Origin of the sequence: Streptococcus infantis, from assembly GCF_047463635.1 — a bacterium.
GTDB lineage: Bacteria > Bacillota > Bacilli > Lactobacillales > Streptococcaceae > Streptococcus > Streptococcus infantis_W.
Map to the genome: position 1 here is coordinate 35,757 of NZ_JASHDL010000008.1, position 16,771 is coordinate 52,527.

Genomic DNA, 16,771 nt, shown 5'->3' on the forward strand with positions numbered 1-16,771 from the left:
GACCGGACTAAAACACTAGTCTCAGCCCCTAAGCTGTTTCTTATAGTTTGTATCACACTTTAGGAATGTAGAGATTTCCTAGTGTAGCAGCCATAACGGCTTTGATGGTGTGCATACGATTTTCTGCTTGATCAAACTGACGAGCATATTTGCTATGGAAGACCTCATCAGTTACTTCCATTTCTTTTACACCAAATTTCTCAGCTACTTGTCTGCCGTAGATTGTGTTCGTATCATGAAAGGCTGGTAAGCAGTGGAGGAAGATTAAGTTTTCATTGCCTGCTTTCTTAACAAGATCCATATTGACTTGGTAAGGATTTAGCAAAGCGACACGTTCTGCAAACTTATCTTCTTCGCCCATAGATACCCAAACATCAGTGTAAAGGACATCAGCCCCTTTTACAGCTTGATCAGCATCTTCTGTGATGAGGATGTGAGCCCCACTTTCTTTGGCATATCCCTCAGCCAGTGCAACAACTGCCTGATCTGGGAAGAGTTCTTTTGGTGAAAAGACATGAACGTTCACACCAAGGATCGCTCCTGTTACTAGAAGACTATTGGCAACATTGTTACGACCGTCACCACAGTAAACCAATGTCAAACCTTCAAGATGTCCGAAATTTTCTAGTACTGTCAAGTAGTCTGCAAGCATTTGAGTTGGGTGCCATTTATCCGTCAAGCCATTCCAAACAGGAACACCAGAAAATTTAGCTAATTCTTCAACCATATCTTGACTAAAACCACGGAATTCAATACCATCAAACATACGTCCCAAAACTTTTGCGGTATCTTCCGTAGTTTCTTTTTTACCTAGTTGAATATCGTTTGCCCCCAGGTATTCTGGATGTGCACCAAGATCGATTGCAGCAGTTGTGAAGGCTGCGCGTGTACGTGTAGAAGTTTTTTCAAATAAAAGAGCAATATTTTTACCAGCTAGATAGCGGTGTTCGATGTTTCGTTTTTTAAGATCCTTCAAGTGAGCTGAAAGTCCAATCAAATATTCGAGCTCTGCACGGGTAAAATCTTTTTCAGCTAGAAAACTTCTTCCTTGAAATACTGAATGTATCATTCTATATATCCTTTTCTAACAAGCATGATTCTGCTAGCAGATGCTAGGCAGAAATAGGAAGAATCTAAATGTCTTCGCGTTCAAACGGCATTGACATACAACGAGGTCCACCACGACCGCGTACCAACTCCCTGCCGCGAATCTTAATGAGACGAAGTCCATATTCTTCAAGTTTTTTATTGGTCACAGTGTTGCGTTCATAAACGACTACGACACCTGGTGCGATAGCGAGTGTGTTAGAACCATCATTCCATTGTTCACGAGCAGCTGCAACAATATTCCCATCACCACAAGGAATGAGTGTAACTTTTTCTAAACCAAGGTTTTGAGCAAGAAGTTCTGCCAAATCTCCTTTTTCTTCAACAATCTTGAGTTCTTCATTTTCGTAAGTGACGGAATAGACGCGAAGATTGCCTTGGATTTCTGGGTGGATTGTAAATTTGTCATAGTCTACCATGGTGAAGACAGTATCCAAGTGCATGAACTTACGGCTGTTTGAAAATTCAAAAGCCAAAACTTTCTTGAAGCCAACATTCTTTTTGAAGATATTAACCAAAAGTTTTTCGATAGAAGCGGCATCAGTCCGTTGAGAGATCCCAACTGCTAGGACATCTTTTGAAAGAACAAGTTCATCTCCACCTTCAATCCGAGTAGTTTCTTCACGGTTATAGATGAGCTCTACCTTACCACCATAGATTGGATGATACTTAAAGATGTACTTACCATAAAGTGTTTCACGATTGCGTGTATCGGCGTACATGTGATTAAGTGATACTGCATTCCCGATAGTCGCAAATGGGTCGCGAGTGAAGTAAAGGTTTGGCATTGGATCGATGGCAAACGGATAGTCAGATTCAACCAAGTCTGTTAATCCTTTGCCTTCTTCAGGGATGTCAGGTAATTCAACTTTTTGAACACCTGCCATTGTTTTTTTGATCAGTTCAAGATTGTCGTCAATATCATGAAGCAGTTTTCGGATGGCATTTTTAGTTTGTCGACCACGAATATTTGCTTCGTTGAGATATTCTTCGATGAACTGGTCGCGTATTTCTGGAGAAGTTAATGATTCAGCAGCCAACTGTTCAAGATAGAGCACTTCGATTCCTTCGTCACGGAGTGCTTGAGCAAAGGCGTCGTGTTCACTTTGGGCATCTGCTAAAAATGGGATGTCATCAAAGAGCAACCTCTCAAGGTGATCTGGCATCAAGTTTTCTAATTCTTGACCCGGACGGTGCAACATAACTTTTTTCAGTTTTCCAATTTCTGAGAAAACATGAATTGGATGTGAAGACATGTGTTTCCTCCTTTTTTCTCGTGTGTACCAAACTATATTGGTATCGCTTACAAGTTAATAGTATCACAAATTAATATGCATTACAAGGGATATGATAAGGCCAAAAAGGCTTGAAAATGGCTATTTTAAAGGATTTCTTACATTTTTTTATAAGAATATTCACAAATATACATGTTAAGTTAACTTATTTTTATATTCTATAAAATTTATGCATAAAAATATTTTTAAAATTTTTTTAAAAAACTTTTGAGATAGTAAAAAAAGGTGGATTTTTTGAGGTGAAAAGTTTGTTGAAATAAAAAAATCCCTTAGACTAGGACGATTGATCTAGCCTAAGGGAAGAATAGTTGGGTATTAGATACCGAAATTTTTCATAAAAATTGTAAAGAGTGCCAGTAAGATGAAACTGATACTATTAAGTAGCATATGGACTGAGATAGACATTTCCAAACGTCTAGTACGATAAGCAGTCCAAGTGAGGACGGCTGACATCCAGCCATAAATCAAGAAGGAAGGGAGATTAGAAGGTCTGTGCGCAAGGAGGAAGATCAACCAACCAATAACATAGCCAAACTTTTCGTAGCCTTGGAAGAGTTTGGTAGGAATAATCCCGCGACAGATGATTTCTTCACAAATAGGTGCGATTAAAACGATGAGGAAGAAACTGCTAATCAGAGAGCTTTCGGAAATAAGGTTGTTAATTACTTGCTGATTAGAAGTTGTTGTTTGTTTTATGAGTTGTAACCAGATGCCACCTACAAGATTTCCAACAAAGATTGTCAAATAACTCAAAACAATACGAGGAAGATCATTAATCGTTAAGAGTTTAGGCTTAAATACTAGTAACTTGCTCTTATGGGCTCCGTATAAAAAGATAGCGATCACAAGAATCGAAATAAGGGACACAAGAATTGGTGACCAGATTGGATTAAACTGAATTTTAGTTAGTATAGATAGAGTTAGCATAGGAGTCTGAGATAGAAAGATAGCTACTAACAAAATCCCAAACCACGCGAGTCGTTTACGAAAATCTTTAAAAAAGTTCATTGATATGTCTCCTAAAATTTTTATCTAATTATAACACAATTGCTGAGAGGATTCTATTTGTTACCATAAGAGGAAAGTACAGACGACAAATAGAATATCCCGAATCAAATGACCGTAGAATGATACCTCCTGTCTCAAATTTTTTGGGAATAAAAAGCTGAGAAATAGAGCACCAAGGCCAATATAAAAAGCAATCGATAAAATGGTGATTGGGTTACGTAGGAAGATTAAAATGGAAATGATGATGACGGAAAATCTCACTTCCTTGCTACTGGAATTTTTTTGTAACCTTCTCCATTTTTTCAAGGGGAGAAAGGTAACGAGATCAACTCCAAATAGAAAAAAGAAGGAGGGAAGGATGAGTTCTACAGCTTCTTTTTGAAGTAAGTTAACAGTGACGATACTCTCTGACAGAACCAGCCCAACCCCGCAGAGGTTGACCACAATCATCATACTATAAAATAAAAAGATAAAGCGACTCCTGTCAATCAGTCTATCTCTTTTTAAGTTGTGACTAGATAAATAATGCATAAAGGCACAAGACCCAGATAAGCCCAATAAAGCCAGTAGAAAATAAAAACAGGATTGTTTGAGGGCCAGAGAGGTTCCAGACCAAAAGATACAACTACAAAGTGCCAGTTGGATTAAGGCAAAGAACAAGAGTAGTCGAATTGATTTTATGACTTTTTCCATAAAGTATCCCCTATATTTTTTTCTTATTATAGCTAAAAGATAGGAGAGAAAAGTCCTTAAATTCCCAATTGTCGATTTTTAGGGCTGTCTTGTCTTTTGAAACTAAAAAATCCCTCTTCAAGGGGCCCTTGAAGAGGGAAGATAGGGTATAAAGTTGATTGTTCTAACGTTTAGACCAGGTTCGCTTCATAAAGAGTAGTATGATTGGATAAATTTCAAGACGTCCTGCAATCATTGCAAAGGATAGTAGAAGTTTTGAAAATGGACTAAAAATTGAGAAACTTGCAGTTGTTCCTAAAATAGGACCGATATTGTTAAAGCAACTGAAAACAGCACTCGTGACCACCATTAAATTATTGGTATCTAAACTGACGATGAAAATCAAACTGAGTAAAATCATGATATAAACCACAAAGTACTTCAGAATCTTGTGCTGGGTATCCTTATCAATAACCGTTTGATTAACCTGAAGGGTTAACACACGATGAGGTGATATGGTAGACAAGACTTGATTTTTAGCAATTTTAGATAAGATGACTCCACGGATGACCTTGAGACCACCAGCGGTGGAGCCAGCAGAACCACCGATTGCCATCAGCATTAGCAAGATGTATTGAGAGAACAAAGGCCAGTTCGTGATATCTCCATATCCAAAACCGGTAGTGGTAATGATGTTAGATACTTGGAAGAAGGCCATCTCAAAGCTTTGAGAAACTCCGCTATAGAGGTGGAGCGTGTTAAGCGTGATTAGGCCAGTTGATATGGCTACAATCAAGAGATATGCTCGGAGTTCTTCATCAAAAAAGAATTCCTTGATACGACGGAGCATGAGGTAGTAGTAGAGATTGAAATTGACACCAAACATCAAAACCCCGACACTTGTCAGATAGGTAATGAGAGAACTGTGATAGTGGGCAATTCCGTCATTATAAACAGTAAAGCCACCAGTACCAGCAGTCCCCATAGCGATAACAAAACTATCGTAGAGTGGCATCCCAGCAAGGTAATAAATAACTACAAAGAGGGCAAACATAGCCAGGTAGAGGATGTAAAGGATTTGGGCTGTATTTTTTAGCTTAGACACAACCTTACCAAATACTGGTCCTGGAACCTCAGCCTTCATAACTTCTAGGTGACTATTTTTAGCATTGTCCATAATAGCTAGGGCAAAAACTAGCACCCCCATCCCTCCGATGAGGTGGGTAAAACTCCTCCAAAATAGAAGAGAACGACTTAAGACAGAAACATCATTTAAAATGGTTGCTCCCGTTGTTGTGAAGCCAGAACTAATCTCAAAGAAGGCATCTATCATATCGGGAATTTGCCCTGAAAAGACAAAGGGAAGGGCACCAAAGAATGACCAGAGGATCCAACAGAGGGCTACAATTAAGACCCCTTCTTTTGCATAGATTCGCTGTTTTTTAGGCTTGCTGATGATGCCGAGAAGACCTAGAACAACAAGGATTCCGATGGTAGAGAAAAGAGCTGTAAAAACTTGACTCGATTCTCGATAATAAAGAGCAATGCTAACTGGAACTAAAAGTAGACCAGCTTCGATCAAGAGTAGCTTTGCAAGAAGAAATCGTACCATACTTCTATTCATAGCTTACCTCTCTAACAGATCATAAATCTTGGTGATATTTGATAGTAGTGTGATGACAACTAACTTATCACCGACTTGAAGGTTATCTTCACCTGTTGGGAAGATTGTTTTCCCATTACGAATAATAGCAGCGATCAACAACTCTTTTTTGAATTTCAATTGAGACAAGGGTTTGCCAGTCATTTTATTGGCTTCCTTGATGAGAAATTGAAGTGTCTCAATATGTCCATTTGCAAGGTGGTGCATCGCTTGAAGATCTGAATATTGGGCATTGGCACGACCGTGGATAAAGTGCATGATAGTATCTACAGCGATGGTTTTGGGTGTGATAATACTAGAAAACTCAGGTGCATGGATAATCTCTAAAAGGCTAGTTCGATTGACCTTGGTGATGTTTTTCTGAACACCAACACTATCTAAGAACATAGATGTAATAATGTTTTCTTCGTCAACGCCAGTGAGAGTTGCGACAGCATCGTAGTGTTGGGCGCTTTCTTCTAGGAGGATATCTTTTGCGGTTCCATCACCTTGCACAATATAGAGTTTTGGATATTTTTGACTGAAAAATGCTGCACGATCTGGATTAAGCTCAATGACCTTGGTATCAATACGGCTATCTTTCAAAATACCAACAAGGTAGTAAGCGATTTTTCCAGCTCCAATAATGAGTAAACTTTTAACGACACGAGATTTGACATAGTTATGAAAAAGCATCATGTCTACACGGTTACCTGTAACAAAAATCCGATCCTTATCTTGGAGGACCATATCCCCACTTGGAATCATGAGCTTATGATCGCGCTCAATGGCACAAACGATAACATTACCAAACTTTTTACGGAAATCAACAATAGACATCTGACAAATATTACTATCAATTCGAACCTTGAATTCCATCAAACTAACCAAACCACCTGCAAAACGCTCAACAGAAAGAGCATTTGGGAAGTCGATGATATTAGCGATAGCCCGAGCTGCAAGGAGTTCTGGATTGACAATAAGAGAAAATCCGAGAATATTTTTTTCTTTAAAGTAAGGGTTGGAATACTCAGGATTGCGAACACGGACGATGGTTTCCTTGGCACCCATTTTTTTAGCTAAGACAGCAGAGACCATATTGACCTCGTCATATTGAGTCATAGCAATGAAAATATCGCAGTCTTGAACATTGGCAGCTTCTAGCATGGCAAAGTCAGCCCCATTACCTGCAATTCCAATAATATCAAAACGGCTTGTCATGTAATTAAGAACTGTTTCGTTCTGTTCAATTAAGACAACATCATGATTGTCAGCGACAAGTGAACGACAAAGGGCAGAACCAACTTTCCCCCCTCCGACAAGAATAATCTTCATGTTATATAACCTACTTTTTCAATATGTATCTATCATACTCTTTTTTAGAATAAAATGCACTCGGCAACCGACTCTTTTCATTATTGGGGTGGGAAATTGTCCTATTGATAATCTTACTTATTAAAAATTTAAGATATAAATCAGCTATTTTCGTCTAATTCTAATGAATACAGAAGCATTTTTAACTAATGTAAATATGTTTGTAAAAAAAATGAAAAAATCAAGTCATTTCTATTGACAATCAAGCTGAAAGTGATATACTAAAACAGTAGTTTCGCTGATTTACTTCAAACCTGTTGTGAGGTAAGTTAACGATGCCTTAACCACGCTGTTTGCTGAGCTTGACTCCGGGCAGTGTGGCTATTTTTTTGCACTAGTGAGAGGAAACAAGGCATGGCAAATCACATTGTATTATTTGAACCCCAAATTCCACAAAATACGGGTAATATTGCTCGTACTTGCGCAGCAACGAATGCGCCCCTTCATATTATTAAACCGATGGGCTTTCCTATCGATGACCGTAAGATGAAGCGAGCAGGTCTAGATTATTGGGACAAGCTTGAGATTCATTTTTATGATAGTTTGGCTGATTTTATGGAAAAAATGGATGGTCAGCTCTACTTGATTTCCAAGTTTGCAGAAAAAGTCTATTCAGATGCAGATTTTACGACAGAAGGAGATCATTATTTTCTTTTTGGGAGAGAAGATAAGGGATTGCCTGAGGAATTTATGCGTGAGCATCCAGAAAAAGCTCTCCGCATTCCTATGAATGATGAGCATGTTCGTAGTCTCAATGTTTCAAATACAGTTTGTATGATTGTTTATGAAGCACTTCGTCAACAAAACTTTGCGGGTCTCGAACTGGTTCACACTTACGAAACAGATAAGTTGAAATAAACACTTAGATCAAATGCTTGCGCTTGCAAGCTTTTTTTGTTATCATAAAGGGGTCTTCAGGGCAGGGTGAAATTCCCGACCGGCGGTAAATTTGACTAGCTATTTTAGCTTTCTCATCGTTGTCTTGTCTCGATATACTTTAAGTATTATCTTCGACTACGACGCCTAGATAAATCTAAAATATCTTAGCCAAATAAGTCCGCGAGCGCAAGCTGATGTGGTGAGATTCCACAACCGACAGTATAGTCTGGATGGGAGAAGACGAAAGAATGGCTTTGTCTATTCTAATTGATTTTTTATAGGTAAATTGCAACTGCTTGCTAAAAAAAGAGTGAGGGGGAACTTTTGGAATATAAAAATAAAGGATAGATAGAGGAATCCTTTCCAACTTCTTCTGATTTTATAGAAAATTGGAGGAACCTGTTATGACAAACACACGTCGACTTTCGACCATTGCAATTCTATCAGCACTTTCATTTGTGTTGATGTACTTTGACTTTCCGCTTTTGCCAGCGGCATCCTTTTTGAGGATTGAGTTCAGTATTTTACCGGTCCTTGTGGGCTTGGTAGTCTTGGATTTACCAGCAGCTTTTGGAGTGCTTTTCCTTCGGTCCTTGTTGAAAATCCTTCTGAACAATCAAGGGGTTAGTACCTATATTGGTTTACCGATGAATATTGTTGCCTTGGGAGTCTTTGTACTTGCTTTTGGTTTGATTTGGGAAAAAGAGCGAACAACCATGCGTTTCGTCCTAGCTTCACTAGCTGGTACGCTTGGTTTAACTCTAGCTATGCTAGTTCTAAACTATGTTTATGCTGTTCCTTTGTACGCTAAGTTTGCTAATTTTAATATTGAGAAAATCTTAGGATTGAGCAACTACCTGATGACTATGGTTTTGCCTTTTAATCTGATTGAAGGTATTATCTTTGCCATCTCTTTCTGGTTGTTGTTTGTCCTTTTGAAACCAACTTTAAAATACTATGAAAGATAAACAAACATTTATGATGAAGGGCTCTTTTGCCCTTTTACTTTTTATGATTATTGGCTATATTGTCAAATTTTATCCAGAAATGCTGGTCGGTTTTGATCAGCCGATTCAGACTGCCATTAGAGGTGATTTACCTGAGACCTTAACGCTTCTTTTTCGGGCAATTACGCACTTAATTGATATCCCAGTCATTATTAGCTGGGTTTTAATTGTAGCTTTTATATTTTATCGTAAGCAATGGAAGATGGAAAGTTATCTCATGCTGGGGAATTTGACTTTAGCTGGAATCTTAATCGTAACTTTTAAAAATATCTACCAAAGACCACGGCCAGAAATTCTACACTTGGTAGAAGAAAAAGGTTTTTCTTTTCCAAGCGGACATTCTCTGGCAGTAACGATTATGGTTGGAACTTTGATTGTGATTTTGAGCCAACGGATTAAGAATACAGTCTGGAGAAAAATCGTTCAAATCTTGCTAAGTTTATACATCTTCAGTGTATTGGTATCAAGAATTTATCTGGGAGTTCACTACCCATCAGATGTGATTGCCAGCCTTTGTGTAGGCCTAGGAGTTTTGTTTATGGAGTTTCCTTTCTACGATAAACTGCGTTTTCAATGGCGCTTCAAAGGAAAGCAGAAGTAGGAATTGACCCTTCTTGAGGAGATAAAAATGGAAGTCAACATAAAAGATCTTCATCCGACTCAACTATATTTATCAGAAAAGAAGTTACAAAATATCCAGATGCTTTATCAGTCGGTAGAATTAATCAATGTTGATCCAATTAGCGTTCTTGCATTTGGAGATTATTTGTTGATTACAGATGGGCATCACAGGGCTTATCAGGCTTTATTGATAGGCCAGAATACGATTTCTGCTGAGTGGGATAGAGATGGAGGTGATGAACTCTATCAACTCTATGCGCAAGCTTGTGAGAAAAGAAGGATATGCTCTGTTCTGGATTTAAAAAATCATATCTTACCTCAAGATGAGTATGAAGCAAAATGGTATAACTGGTGTGATGGGTTTAATCAAGCAGCGGAGCTAGTATTAGGATTAGAAAATGATGACAAAAATCATTCAGATAGATGATTCCTTGCGTCTAGTTCCCTATTTTTTAGCGGATCATCATGATGCAGCTTTGGCCTGGTATCAAGATGTGGATTTGGTGGAACTTGTAGACGGCATTAGAATACCCTATAGTTCAGAAAAATTAAATGCCATGTATTCTTATTTAGAAAGATACGGGGATTTGTTCTGGATTGAGTTTCGAGAAAAGGGAGAGTGGCTTCCAATTGGGGATGTAACCTTATCTCAGGAGAATCTTCCTATTGTGATTGGCAATCCGACTTATCAACATCAGGGACTTGGACGCAAGGTTTTGAAGGCTTTGATTGATCTAGCTCGTCAAAAGGGTTGGAAACAATTGAACGTTCAAGAAATCTACACTTTCAATCGTACCTCTATAAGATGTTTTGAGTCTCTTGGATTTGTGGAAAGAGGCGCTACTGAAAATGGAGTGAGGTTTGTATTGACTTTGAGCAAATGAATTCACTCCATCGTGGTAGAAGATTCTGAAGATTGATTTCACCAAAAAAGTGTAACAGAAAGAAATATCAAAAATAAAATTTTCTCTTGCATTTTTTTTAAAATAGTGTATAATAGATGGGTATGCGTAAAGCATACTTGTGGGAGGTAAAAATCTTTAAATTACCGCCAAAACCACAAAGGAGGATTTAAAAATGGCTAAAAAAGTCGAAAAACTTGTAAAATTGCAAATCCCTGCTGGTAAAGCTACACCAGCTCCACCGGTTGGACCTGCTCTTGGTCAAGCTGGTATCAACATCATGGGATTCACAAAAGAGTTCAACGCTCGTACTGCTGACCAAGCTGGTATGATCATTCCAGTTGTTATCTCAGTATACGAAGACAAATCATTTACTTTCGTTACAAAAACACCACCAGCTGCTGTTCTTTTGAAAAAAGCTGCAGGTGTTGAAAAAGGATCAGGTACACCTAACAAAACTAAGGTTGCTACAGTTACTCGTGCACAAGTACAAGAAATTGCAGAAACTAAAATGCCAGATTTGAACGCTGCAAACATTGAGTCTGCAATGCGTATGATCGAAGGTACTGCTCGTTCTATGGGATTCACTGTTGTTGACTAATCAATAACATCCCTATATAACCCGCAAGACTTCATCATTTCGAGAAGTGACGTGGGAGATGAAAATCGATTGAACCACTTACAAGGAGAATAGAAAATGGCTAAAAAAAGCAAACAACTTCGTGCTGCTCTTGAGAAGATCGACAGCACAAAAGCATACAGCGTAGAAGAAGCTGTAGCTCTTGCAAAAGAAACTAACTTTGCAAAATTTGATGCAACTGTAGAAGTTGCTTACAACTTGAACATTGACGTTAAAAAAGCTGACCAACAAATCCGTGGAGCAATGGTATTGCCAAACGGTACTGGTAAAACAGCTCGCGTTCTTGTATTTGCACGTGGTGCAAAAGCTGAAGAAGCAAAAGCTGCTGGTGCAGACTTCGTTGGTGAAGATGACCTTGTTGCTAAAATCAACGACGGTTGGTTGGACTTCGACGTAGTTATCGCTACACCTGACATGATGGCCCTTGTTGGACGTCTTGGACGTGTCCTTGGACCTCGTAACTTGATGCCAAACCCTAAAACTGGTACTGTAACAATGGATGTTGCTAAAGCAGTTGAAGAGTCTAAAGGTGGTAAAATCACTTACCGTGCAGACCGTGCAGGTATCGTACAAGCGATCATCGGTAAAGTTTCATTTGAAGCTGACAAGTTGGTTGAAAACTTCAAAGCATTCAACGAAACAATCCAAAAAGCTAAACCAGCTACTGCTAAAGGAACTTACGTAACAAGCTTGACAATCACAACTACTCAAGGTGTTGGTATCAAGGTTGACGTTAACTCACTTTAATTAGTAATGATTTAACATGAAAGGTTGAAGACAAGTTTGTCTCAACCTTTTTTCTATTCAAAAAATAAAAATACGTATAAACTTTCTAATCTATTTGATATTGTAAAGTATCTAGATAGAAAATTCAGAAAATTTGCTCTTTTCTCTTGAAAATTTTTGAAAAAATGGTATGATAGTAACAAGCTATTTTTAAGAGAAGAGAAAGGGGAACGATGGAGAAAATCATTTTAGACTCACCTAAGACGGGATCGGATCTTGTTTTGGAAACACTTCGCGACTTAGGAATCGACACGATTTTTGGTTATCCTGGTGGAGCAGTACTTCCTTTATATGATGCTATTTATAATTTTAAGGGAATCCGCCATATTCTAGGTCGCCATGAGCAGGGCTGTCTTCACGAAGCTGAAGGTTATGCTAAGTCAACAGGAAAACTGGGTGTTGCAGTCGTCACAAGCGGACCAGGAGCTACAAATGCCATTACAGGGATCGCAGATGCTATGAGCGATAGTGTTCCCCTTTTAGTCTTTACTGGCCAAGTAGCACGTGCTGGAATTGGGAAAGATGCTTTTCAAGAAGCTGATATCGTTGGTATCACCATGCCAATCACTAAGTATAATTATCAGGTTCGAGAAACTGCGGATATTCCACGGATTATTACGGAAGCTGTGCATATTGCGACTACAGGTCGTCCAGGGCCAGTCGTCATTGACCTTCCAAAAGATGTTTCTGCGCTTGAAACAGACTTTATTTACTCTCCAGAGATAGATTTACCAAGTTATCAGCCAACACTTGAGCCAAATGATATGCAAATCAAGAAAATCTTGAAGCAATTGTCTAAGGCTAAAAAGCCAGTCTTGCTAGCTGGGGGTGGTATTAGTTACGCTGAGGCTGCAGCAGAGTTAAATGAATTTGCAGAGCGTTATCAAATTCCTGTTGTTACCAGTCTTTTGGGACAGGGAACAATCGCAACTAGCCATCCACTATTTTTGGGAATGGGTGGAATGCACGGTTCCTTTGCGGCTAATATTGCCATGACTGAGGCTGACTTTATGATTTCTATTGGTTGTCGTTTTGATGACCGTTTGACAGGAAATCCTAAGACCTTTGCTAAGAATGCTAAAGTAGCGCATATAGATATCGATCCTGCAGAAATTGGTAAGATTATCGCAGTTGATATTCCAGTTGTTGGTGATGCGAAAAAGGCCTTGCAGCAGTTGCTAGCTGAGCCAATTGTTCGTAACAATACTGAAAAGTGGATTGAAAAAGTTACCAAAGATAAGAATCGTGTTCGTTCATATGATAAGAAAGAACGAGTTGTACAACCCCAAGCAGTTATTGAACGTATCGGTGAGTTGACCAATGGTGACGCCATTGTCGTAACAGACGTTGGACAACATCAAATGTGGACGGCTCAATACTATCCTTACCAAAACGAGCGTCAATTGGTTACGTCAGGTGGTCTAGGAACCATGGGATTCGGAGTTCCTGCAGCTATTGGTGCTAAAATTGCCAATCCAGATAAAGAAGTTGTTCTCTTTGTCGGTGATGGTGGTTTCCAGATGACCAATCAGGAATTAGCAATCTTAAACATTTACAAGATTCCAATCAAGGTCATCATGCTAAATAATCATTCACTTGGGATGGTCCGCCAGTGGCAAGAAGCCTTCTATGATGGTCGAACTTCAGAGTCGGTATTTGAAACCTTGCCAGACTTTCAATTGATGGCTCAAGCCTACGGGATTAAAAATTATAAGTTTGATAATCCTGAAACTCTTGAGAAGGATTTGGAAGTCATCATGGAAGATGTACCAATGTTTATTGAAGTAGACATTTCTCGTAAAGAACATGTTTTACCGATGGTACCAGCTGGTAAGAGTAATCATGAGATGTTGGGGGTGAAGTTTAATGCGTAGAATGTTAACAGCCAAACTTCAAAACCGTTCAGGTGTTCTCAATCGCTTCACAGGAGTCTTATCGAGACGTCAAGTCAATATTGAAAGCATTTCTGTTGGCGCAACGGAAAATCCTAATGTATCACGGATTACCATTATCATAGATGTTGCCTCACATGATGAAGTTGAGCAAATCATCAAACAACTTAATCGTCAGATTGATGTGATTCGTATTCGTGATATCACGGATCAGCCCCACTTAGAACGAGAAGTAATTCTTATAAAGGTTTCAGCGCCTGCTGAAAAACGTGCAGAAATTTTGGCTATCATTCAACCTTTCCGTGCAACAGTAGTCGATGTAGCTCCAAGTTCCATTACCATTCAGATGACTGGGAATGCAGAAAAGAGTGAAGCCTTAATTCGAGTGATTCGACCATATGGTATTAAGAATATCGCTCGTACGGGTGCAACTGGATTTACCCGCGACTAAAAATCCAACCTCAATTTGTTAAACTAGCCTAATAGGCAATAAAAATAGAAAAGAGAGAAAAAACTATGGCAGTTCAAATGGAATACGAAAAAGATGTAAAAGTAGCAGCACTTGACGGTAAAAAAATCGCCGTTATCGGTTATGGTTCACAAGGTCATGCTCACGCTCAAAACTTGCGTGATTCAGGTCGTGATGTGATCATCGGTGTACGCCCAGGTAAATCTTTTGACAAAGCAAAAGAAGATGGTTTTGATACATACACAGTAGCAGAAGCAACTAAGTTGGCTGATGTTATCATGATCTTGGCTCCAGACGAAATCCAACAAGAATTGTACGAAGCAGAAATTGCACCAAACTTGGAAGCTGGAAATGCAGTTGGTTTTGCACATGGTTTCAACATCCACTTCGAATTCATCAAAGTTCCTGCAGATGTTGATGTCTTCATGTGTGCTCCTAAAGGACCAGGACACTTGGTACGTCGTACTTACGAAGAAGGATTTGGTGTTCCAGCGCTTTACGCTGTCTACCAAGATGCAACAGGAAATGCTAAAGACATCGCTATGGACTGGTGTAAAGGTGTTGGTGCAGCTCGTGTAGGTCTTCTTGAAACAACTTACAAAGAAGAAACTGAAGAAGACTTGTTTGGTGAACAAGCAGTTCTTTGTGGTGGTTTGACTGCTCTTATCGAAGCTGGTTTCGAAGTCTTGACAGAAGCAGGATATGCTCCAGAATTGGCTTACTTTGAAGTTCTTCACGAAATGAAATTGATCGTTGACTTGATCTACGAAGGTGGATTCAAGAAAATGCGTCAATCAATTTCAAACACTGCTGAATATGGTGACTATGTTTCAGGTCCACGTGTAATCACTGAACAAGTCAAAGAAAATATGAAAGCAGTTCTTGCGGACATCCAAAATGGTAAATTTGCCAACGACTTTGTAAATGACTACAAAGCTGGACGTCCAAAATTGACTGCTTACCGTGAACAAGCAGCTAACCTTGAAATTGAAAAAGTTGGTGCAGAATTGCGTAAAGCAATGCCATTTGTCGGTAAAAACGACGATGATGCATTCAAGATCTACAACTAATTTTTAAGAATATAAACAGAAGGCGAGTTGGGGGGAACCTAACTCGTTTTTTATCTTGAAAACTCATCTAGGAGGAGATTATGCTAAGTGCAAAAGATGTGGTGAAAGCCCACAAGGTTTTGAGTGGTGTAGTAGCCAATACGCCACTTGACTACGATCATTATTTATCCGAAAAATACGGAGCGAAAATTTATCTTAAAAAGGAAAATGCTCAACGTGTCCGTTCTTTTAAAATTCGTGGGGCTTATTACGCTATTTCCCAATTGACAAAAGAGGAACGTGAACGTGGTGTAGTGTGTGCTTCAGCGGGCAATCACGCTCAAGGAGTTGCCTACACATGTAATGAGATGAAGATTCCTGCAACAATCTTTATGCCAATTACGACACCTCAACAGAAAATTGGTCAGGTTCGTTTCTTTGGAGGAGATTTTGTTACGATCAAATTAGTAGGGGATACTTTTGATGCTTCAGCCAAGGCTGCTCAAGACTTTACCGTAGCTGAAAATCGTACTTTTATTGATCCCTTTGATGATCCCTATGTTCAAGCTGGTCAGGGTACGGTAGCCTATGAAATTTTAGAAGAAGCTCGTAAAGAATCTATTAAATTTGATACTGTCTTGGTACCTGTTGGAGGCGGAGGTCTCATTTCAGGTGTTTCTACTTATATTAAAGAAACAAATCCTCAGATTGAGGTCATTGGAGTAGAGGCTGAAGGTGCTCGTTCTATGAAGGCTGCCTTTGAAGCTGGAGGACCGGTTAAACTTAAAGAAATTGACAAGTTTGCGGATGGAATTGCTGTGCAAAAGGTAGGACAGTTGACCTATGAAGCAACACGCAAACATGTAGAAACTCTTATCGGAGTGGATGAAGGTTTGATTTCTGAGACCTTAATTGATCTTTATTCTAAACAAGGTATCGTAGCAGAACCTGCGGGTGCTGCTAGTGTTGCAGCTCTAGAAGTATTATCCGATTATATTAAGGGCAAGACCATTTGTTGTATCATTTCTGGAGGGAATAATGACATCAACCGTATGCCAGAGATGGAAGAACGTGCCTTGATTTATGATGGTATCAAGCATTACTTTGTAGTGAATTTCCCACAACGTCCGGGAGCACTTCGAGAGTTTGTAAATGATATCTTAGGACCTCATGATGATATTACTCGTTTTGAATATATCAAACGAGCTAGCAAGGGAACTGGTCCAGTACTAATAGGGATTGCGCTGGCTGATAAACATGATTATGCGGGATTGATTCACCGTATGGAAAAATTCGACCCGTCTTATATTAACTTAAATGGGAATGAGACCCTATATAATATGCTTGTTTAATATGCTATGAAATTTTTATCATATCATTTGCCTAACCTATTTACAAGTGCTATAATGTAAATGAAGAAAGGGGGAG

Annotated in this window: 17 protein-coding genes and 1 riboswitch; of the genes, 11 read left to right on the plus strand and 6 right to left on the minus strand. The window is 39.1% G+C overall.

Annotated elements, in window-relative coordinates:
- Positions 1-52 precede the first annotated feature (52 nt).
- From argF to trkA, 6 genes are all read right to left on the minus strand, one after another.
- A complete protein-coding gene (argF, locus tag QM867_RS06065) occupies positions 53-1,066 on the minus strand; it encodes an ornithine carbamoyltransferase (RefSeq protein ID WP_414315377.1) in 1,014 nt (337 codons plus the stop codon).
- 67 nt (positions 1,067-1,133) lie between these two features.
- A complete protein-coding gene (gene arcA, locus QM867_RS06070) occupies positions 1,134-2,363 on the minus strand; it encodes an arginine deiminase (protein WP_371559028.1) in 1,230 nt (409 codons plus the stop codon).
- A gap of 354 nt (positions 2,364-2,717) precedes the next feature.
- Positions 2,718-3,410: a CPBP family intramembrane glutamic endopeptidase gene (locus tag QM867_RS06075; protein WP_315640846.1), complete on the minus strand. Its 693-nt coding sequence runs from the start codon at positions 3,408-3,410 to the stop codon at positions 2,718-2,720.
- Positions 3,411-3,470: 60 nt separating this feature from the next.
- Positions 3,471-4,103 carry a hypothetical protein gene (locus QM867_RS06080; protein WP_414276303.1) on the minus strand — a complete coding sequence of 211 codons (633 nt, stop codon included), beginning with the start codon at positions 4,101-4,103 and terminating at the stop codon, positions 3,471-3,473.
- A 163-nt stretch (positions 4,104-4,266) separates the two neighbouring features.
- Positions 4,267-5,706 (minus strand): TrkH family potassium uptake protein, encoded by a 1,440-nt coding sequence (locus QM867_RS06085; RefSeq protein WP_414315359.1) that lies wholly within the window; start codon positions 5,704-5,706, stop codon positions 4,267-4,269.
- Positions 5,707-5,709: 3 nt separating this feature from the next.
- Positions 5,710-7,059: a Trk system potassium transporter TrkA gene (trkA, locus tag QM867_RS06090; protein ID WP_414315360.1), complete on the minus strand. Its 1,350-nt coding sequence runs from the start codon at positions 7,057-7,059 to the stop codon at positions 5,710-5,712.
- Between the two features lie 393 nt (positions 7,060-7,452).
- Between trkA and QM867_RS06095 the strand changes: the two genes are divergently transcribed.
- The 11 genes from QM867_RS06095 to ilvA all read left to right on the plus strand — a co-directional run bounded on the left by QM867_RS06095 (position 7,453) and on the right by ilvA (position 16,695).
- Positions 7,453-7,956, plus strand: coding sequence for a tRNA (cytidine(34)-2'-O)-methyltransferase (locus QM867_RS06095; protein WP_045763706.1), 504 nt, complete (start codon positions 7,453-7,455; stop codon positions 7,954-7,956).
- Positions 7,957-8,004: 48 nt separating this feature from the next.
- A riboswitch (FMN riboswitch) is annotated at positions 8,005-8,223 on the plus strand.
- Positions 8,224-8,381: 158 nt separating this feature from the next.
- Positions 8,382-8,945: an ECF transporter S component gene (locus tag QM867_RS06100; RefSeq protein ID WP_153225064.1), complete on the plus strand. Its 564-nt coding sequence runs from the start codon at positions 8,382-8,384 to the stop codon at positions 8,943-8,945.
- Entirely contained in the window at positions 8,935-9,585 is a 651-nt protein-coding gene (locus tag QM867_RS06105; protein ID WP_311522599.1) for a phosphatase PAP2 family protein, read from the plus strand. Before QM867_RS06100 ends, QM867_RS06105 begins: the two co-directional genes overlap by 11 nt.
- Before the next feature lie 27 nt (positions 9,586-9,612).
- Positions 9,613-10,032 (plus strand): chromosome partitioning protein ParB, encoded by a 420-nt coding sequence (locus QM867_RS06110; protein WP_311522598.1) that lies wholly within the window; start codon positions 9,613-9,615, stop codon positions 10,030-10,032.
- Positions 10,007-10,489, plus strand: coding sequence for a GNAT family N-acetyltransferase (locus QM867_RS06115; RefSeq protein ID WP_315640908.1), 483 nt, complete (start codon positions 10,007-10,009; stop codon positions 10,487-10,489). Before QM867_RS06110 ends, QM867_RS06115 begins: the two co-directional genes overlap by 26 nt.
- Before the next feature lie 193 nt (positions 10,490-10,682).
- Entirely contained in the window at positions 10,683-11,108 is a 426-nt protein-coding gene (gene rplK / locus QM867_RS06120) for a 50S ribosomal protein L11 (RefSeq protein ID WP_001085808.1), read from the plus strand.
- A gap of 96 nt (positions 11,109-11,204) precedes the next feature.
- The gene (gene rplA, locus QM867_RS06125) at positions 11,205-11,894 is read left to right on the plus strand and encodes a 50S ribosomal protein L1 (protein WP_001085672.1); all 690 of its coding nucleotides are present in this window, start codon (positions 11,205-11,207) and stop codon (positions 11,892-11,894) included.
- Between the two features lie 212 nt (positions 11,895-12,106).
- Entirely contained in the window at positions 12,107-13,807 is a 1,701-nt protein-coding gene (locus QM867_RS06130) for an acetolactate synthase large subunit (protein ID WP_414315361.1), read from the plus strand.
- The gene (ilvN, locus tag QM867_RS06135) at positions 13,800-14,276 is read left to right on the plus strand and encodes an acetolactate synthase small subunit (protein ID WP_001253809.1); all 477 of its coding nucleotides are present in this window, start codon (positions 13,800-13,802) and stop codon (positions 14,274-14,276) included. Before QM867_RS06130 ends, ilvN begins: the two co-directional genes overlap by 8 nt.
- A 65-nt stretch (positions 14,277-14,341) precedes the next feature.
- Positions 14,342-15,364, plus strand: coding sequence for a ketol-acid reductoisomerase (gene ilvC, locus QM867_RS06140; protein ID WP_045763621.1), 1,023 nt, complete (start codon positions 14,342-14,344; stop codon positions 15,362-15,364).
- Between the two features lie 80 nt (positions 15,365-15,444).
- Positions 15,445-16,695 (plus strand): threonine ammonia-lyase IlvA, encoded by a 1,251-nt coding sequence (gene ilvA / locus QM867_RS06145; RefSeq protein ID WP_414315362.1) that lies wholly within the window; start codon positions 15,445-15,447, stop codon positions 16,693-16,695.
- The last annotated feature ends 76 nt before the right edge of the window (positions 16,696-16,771 follow it).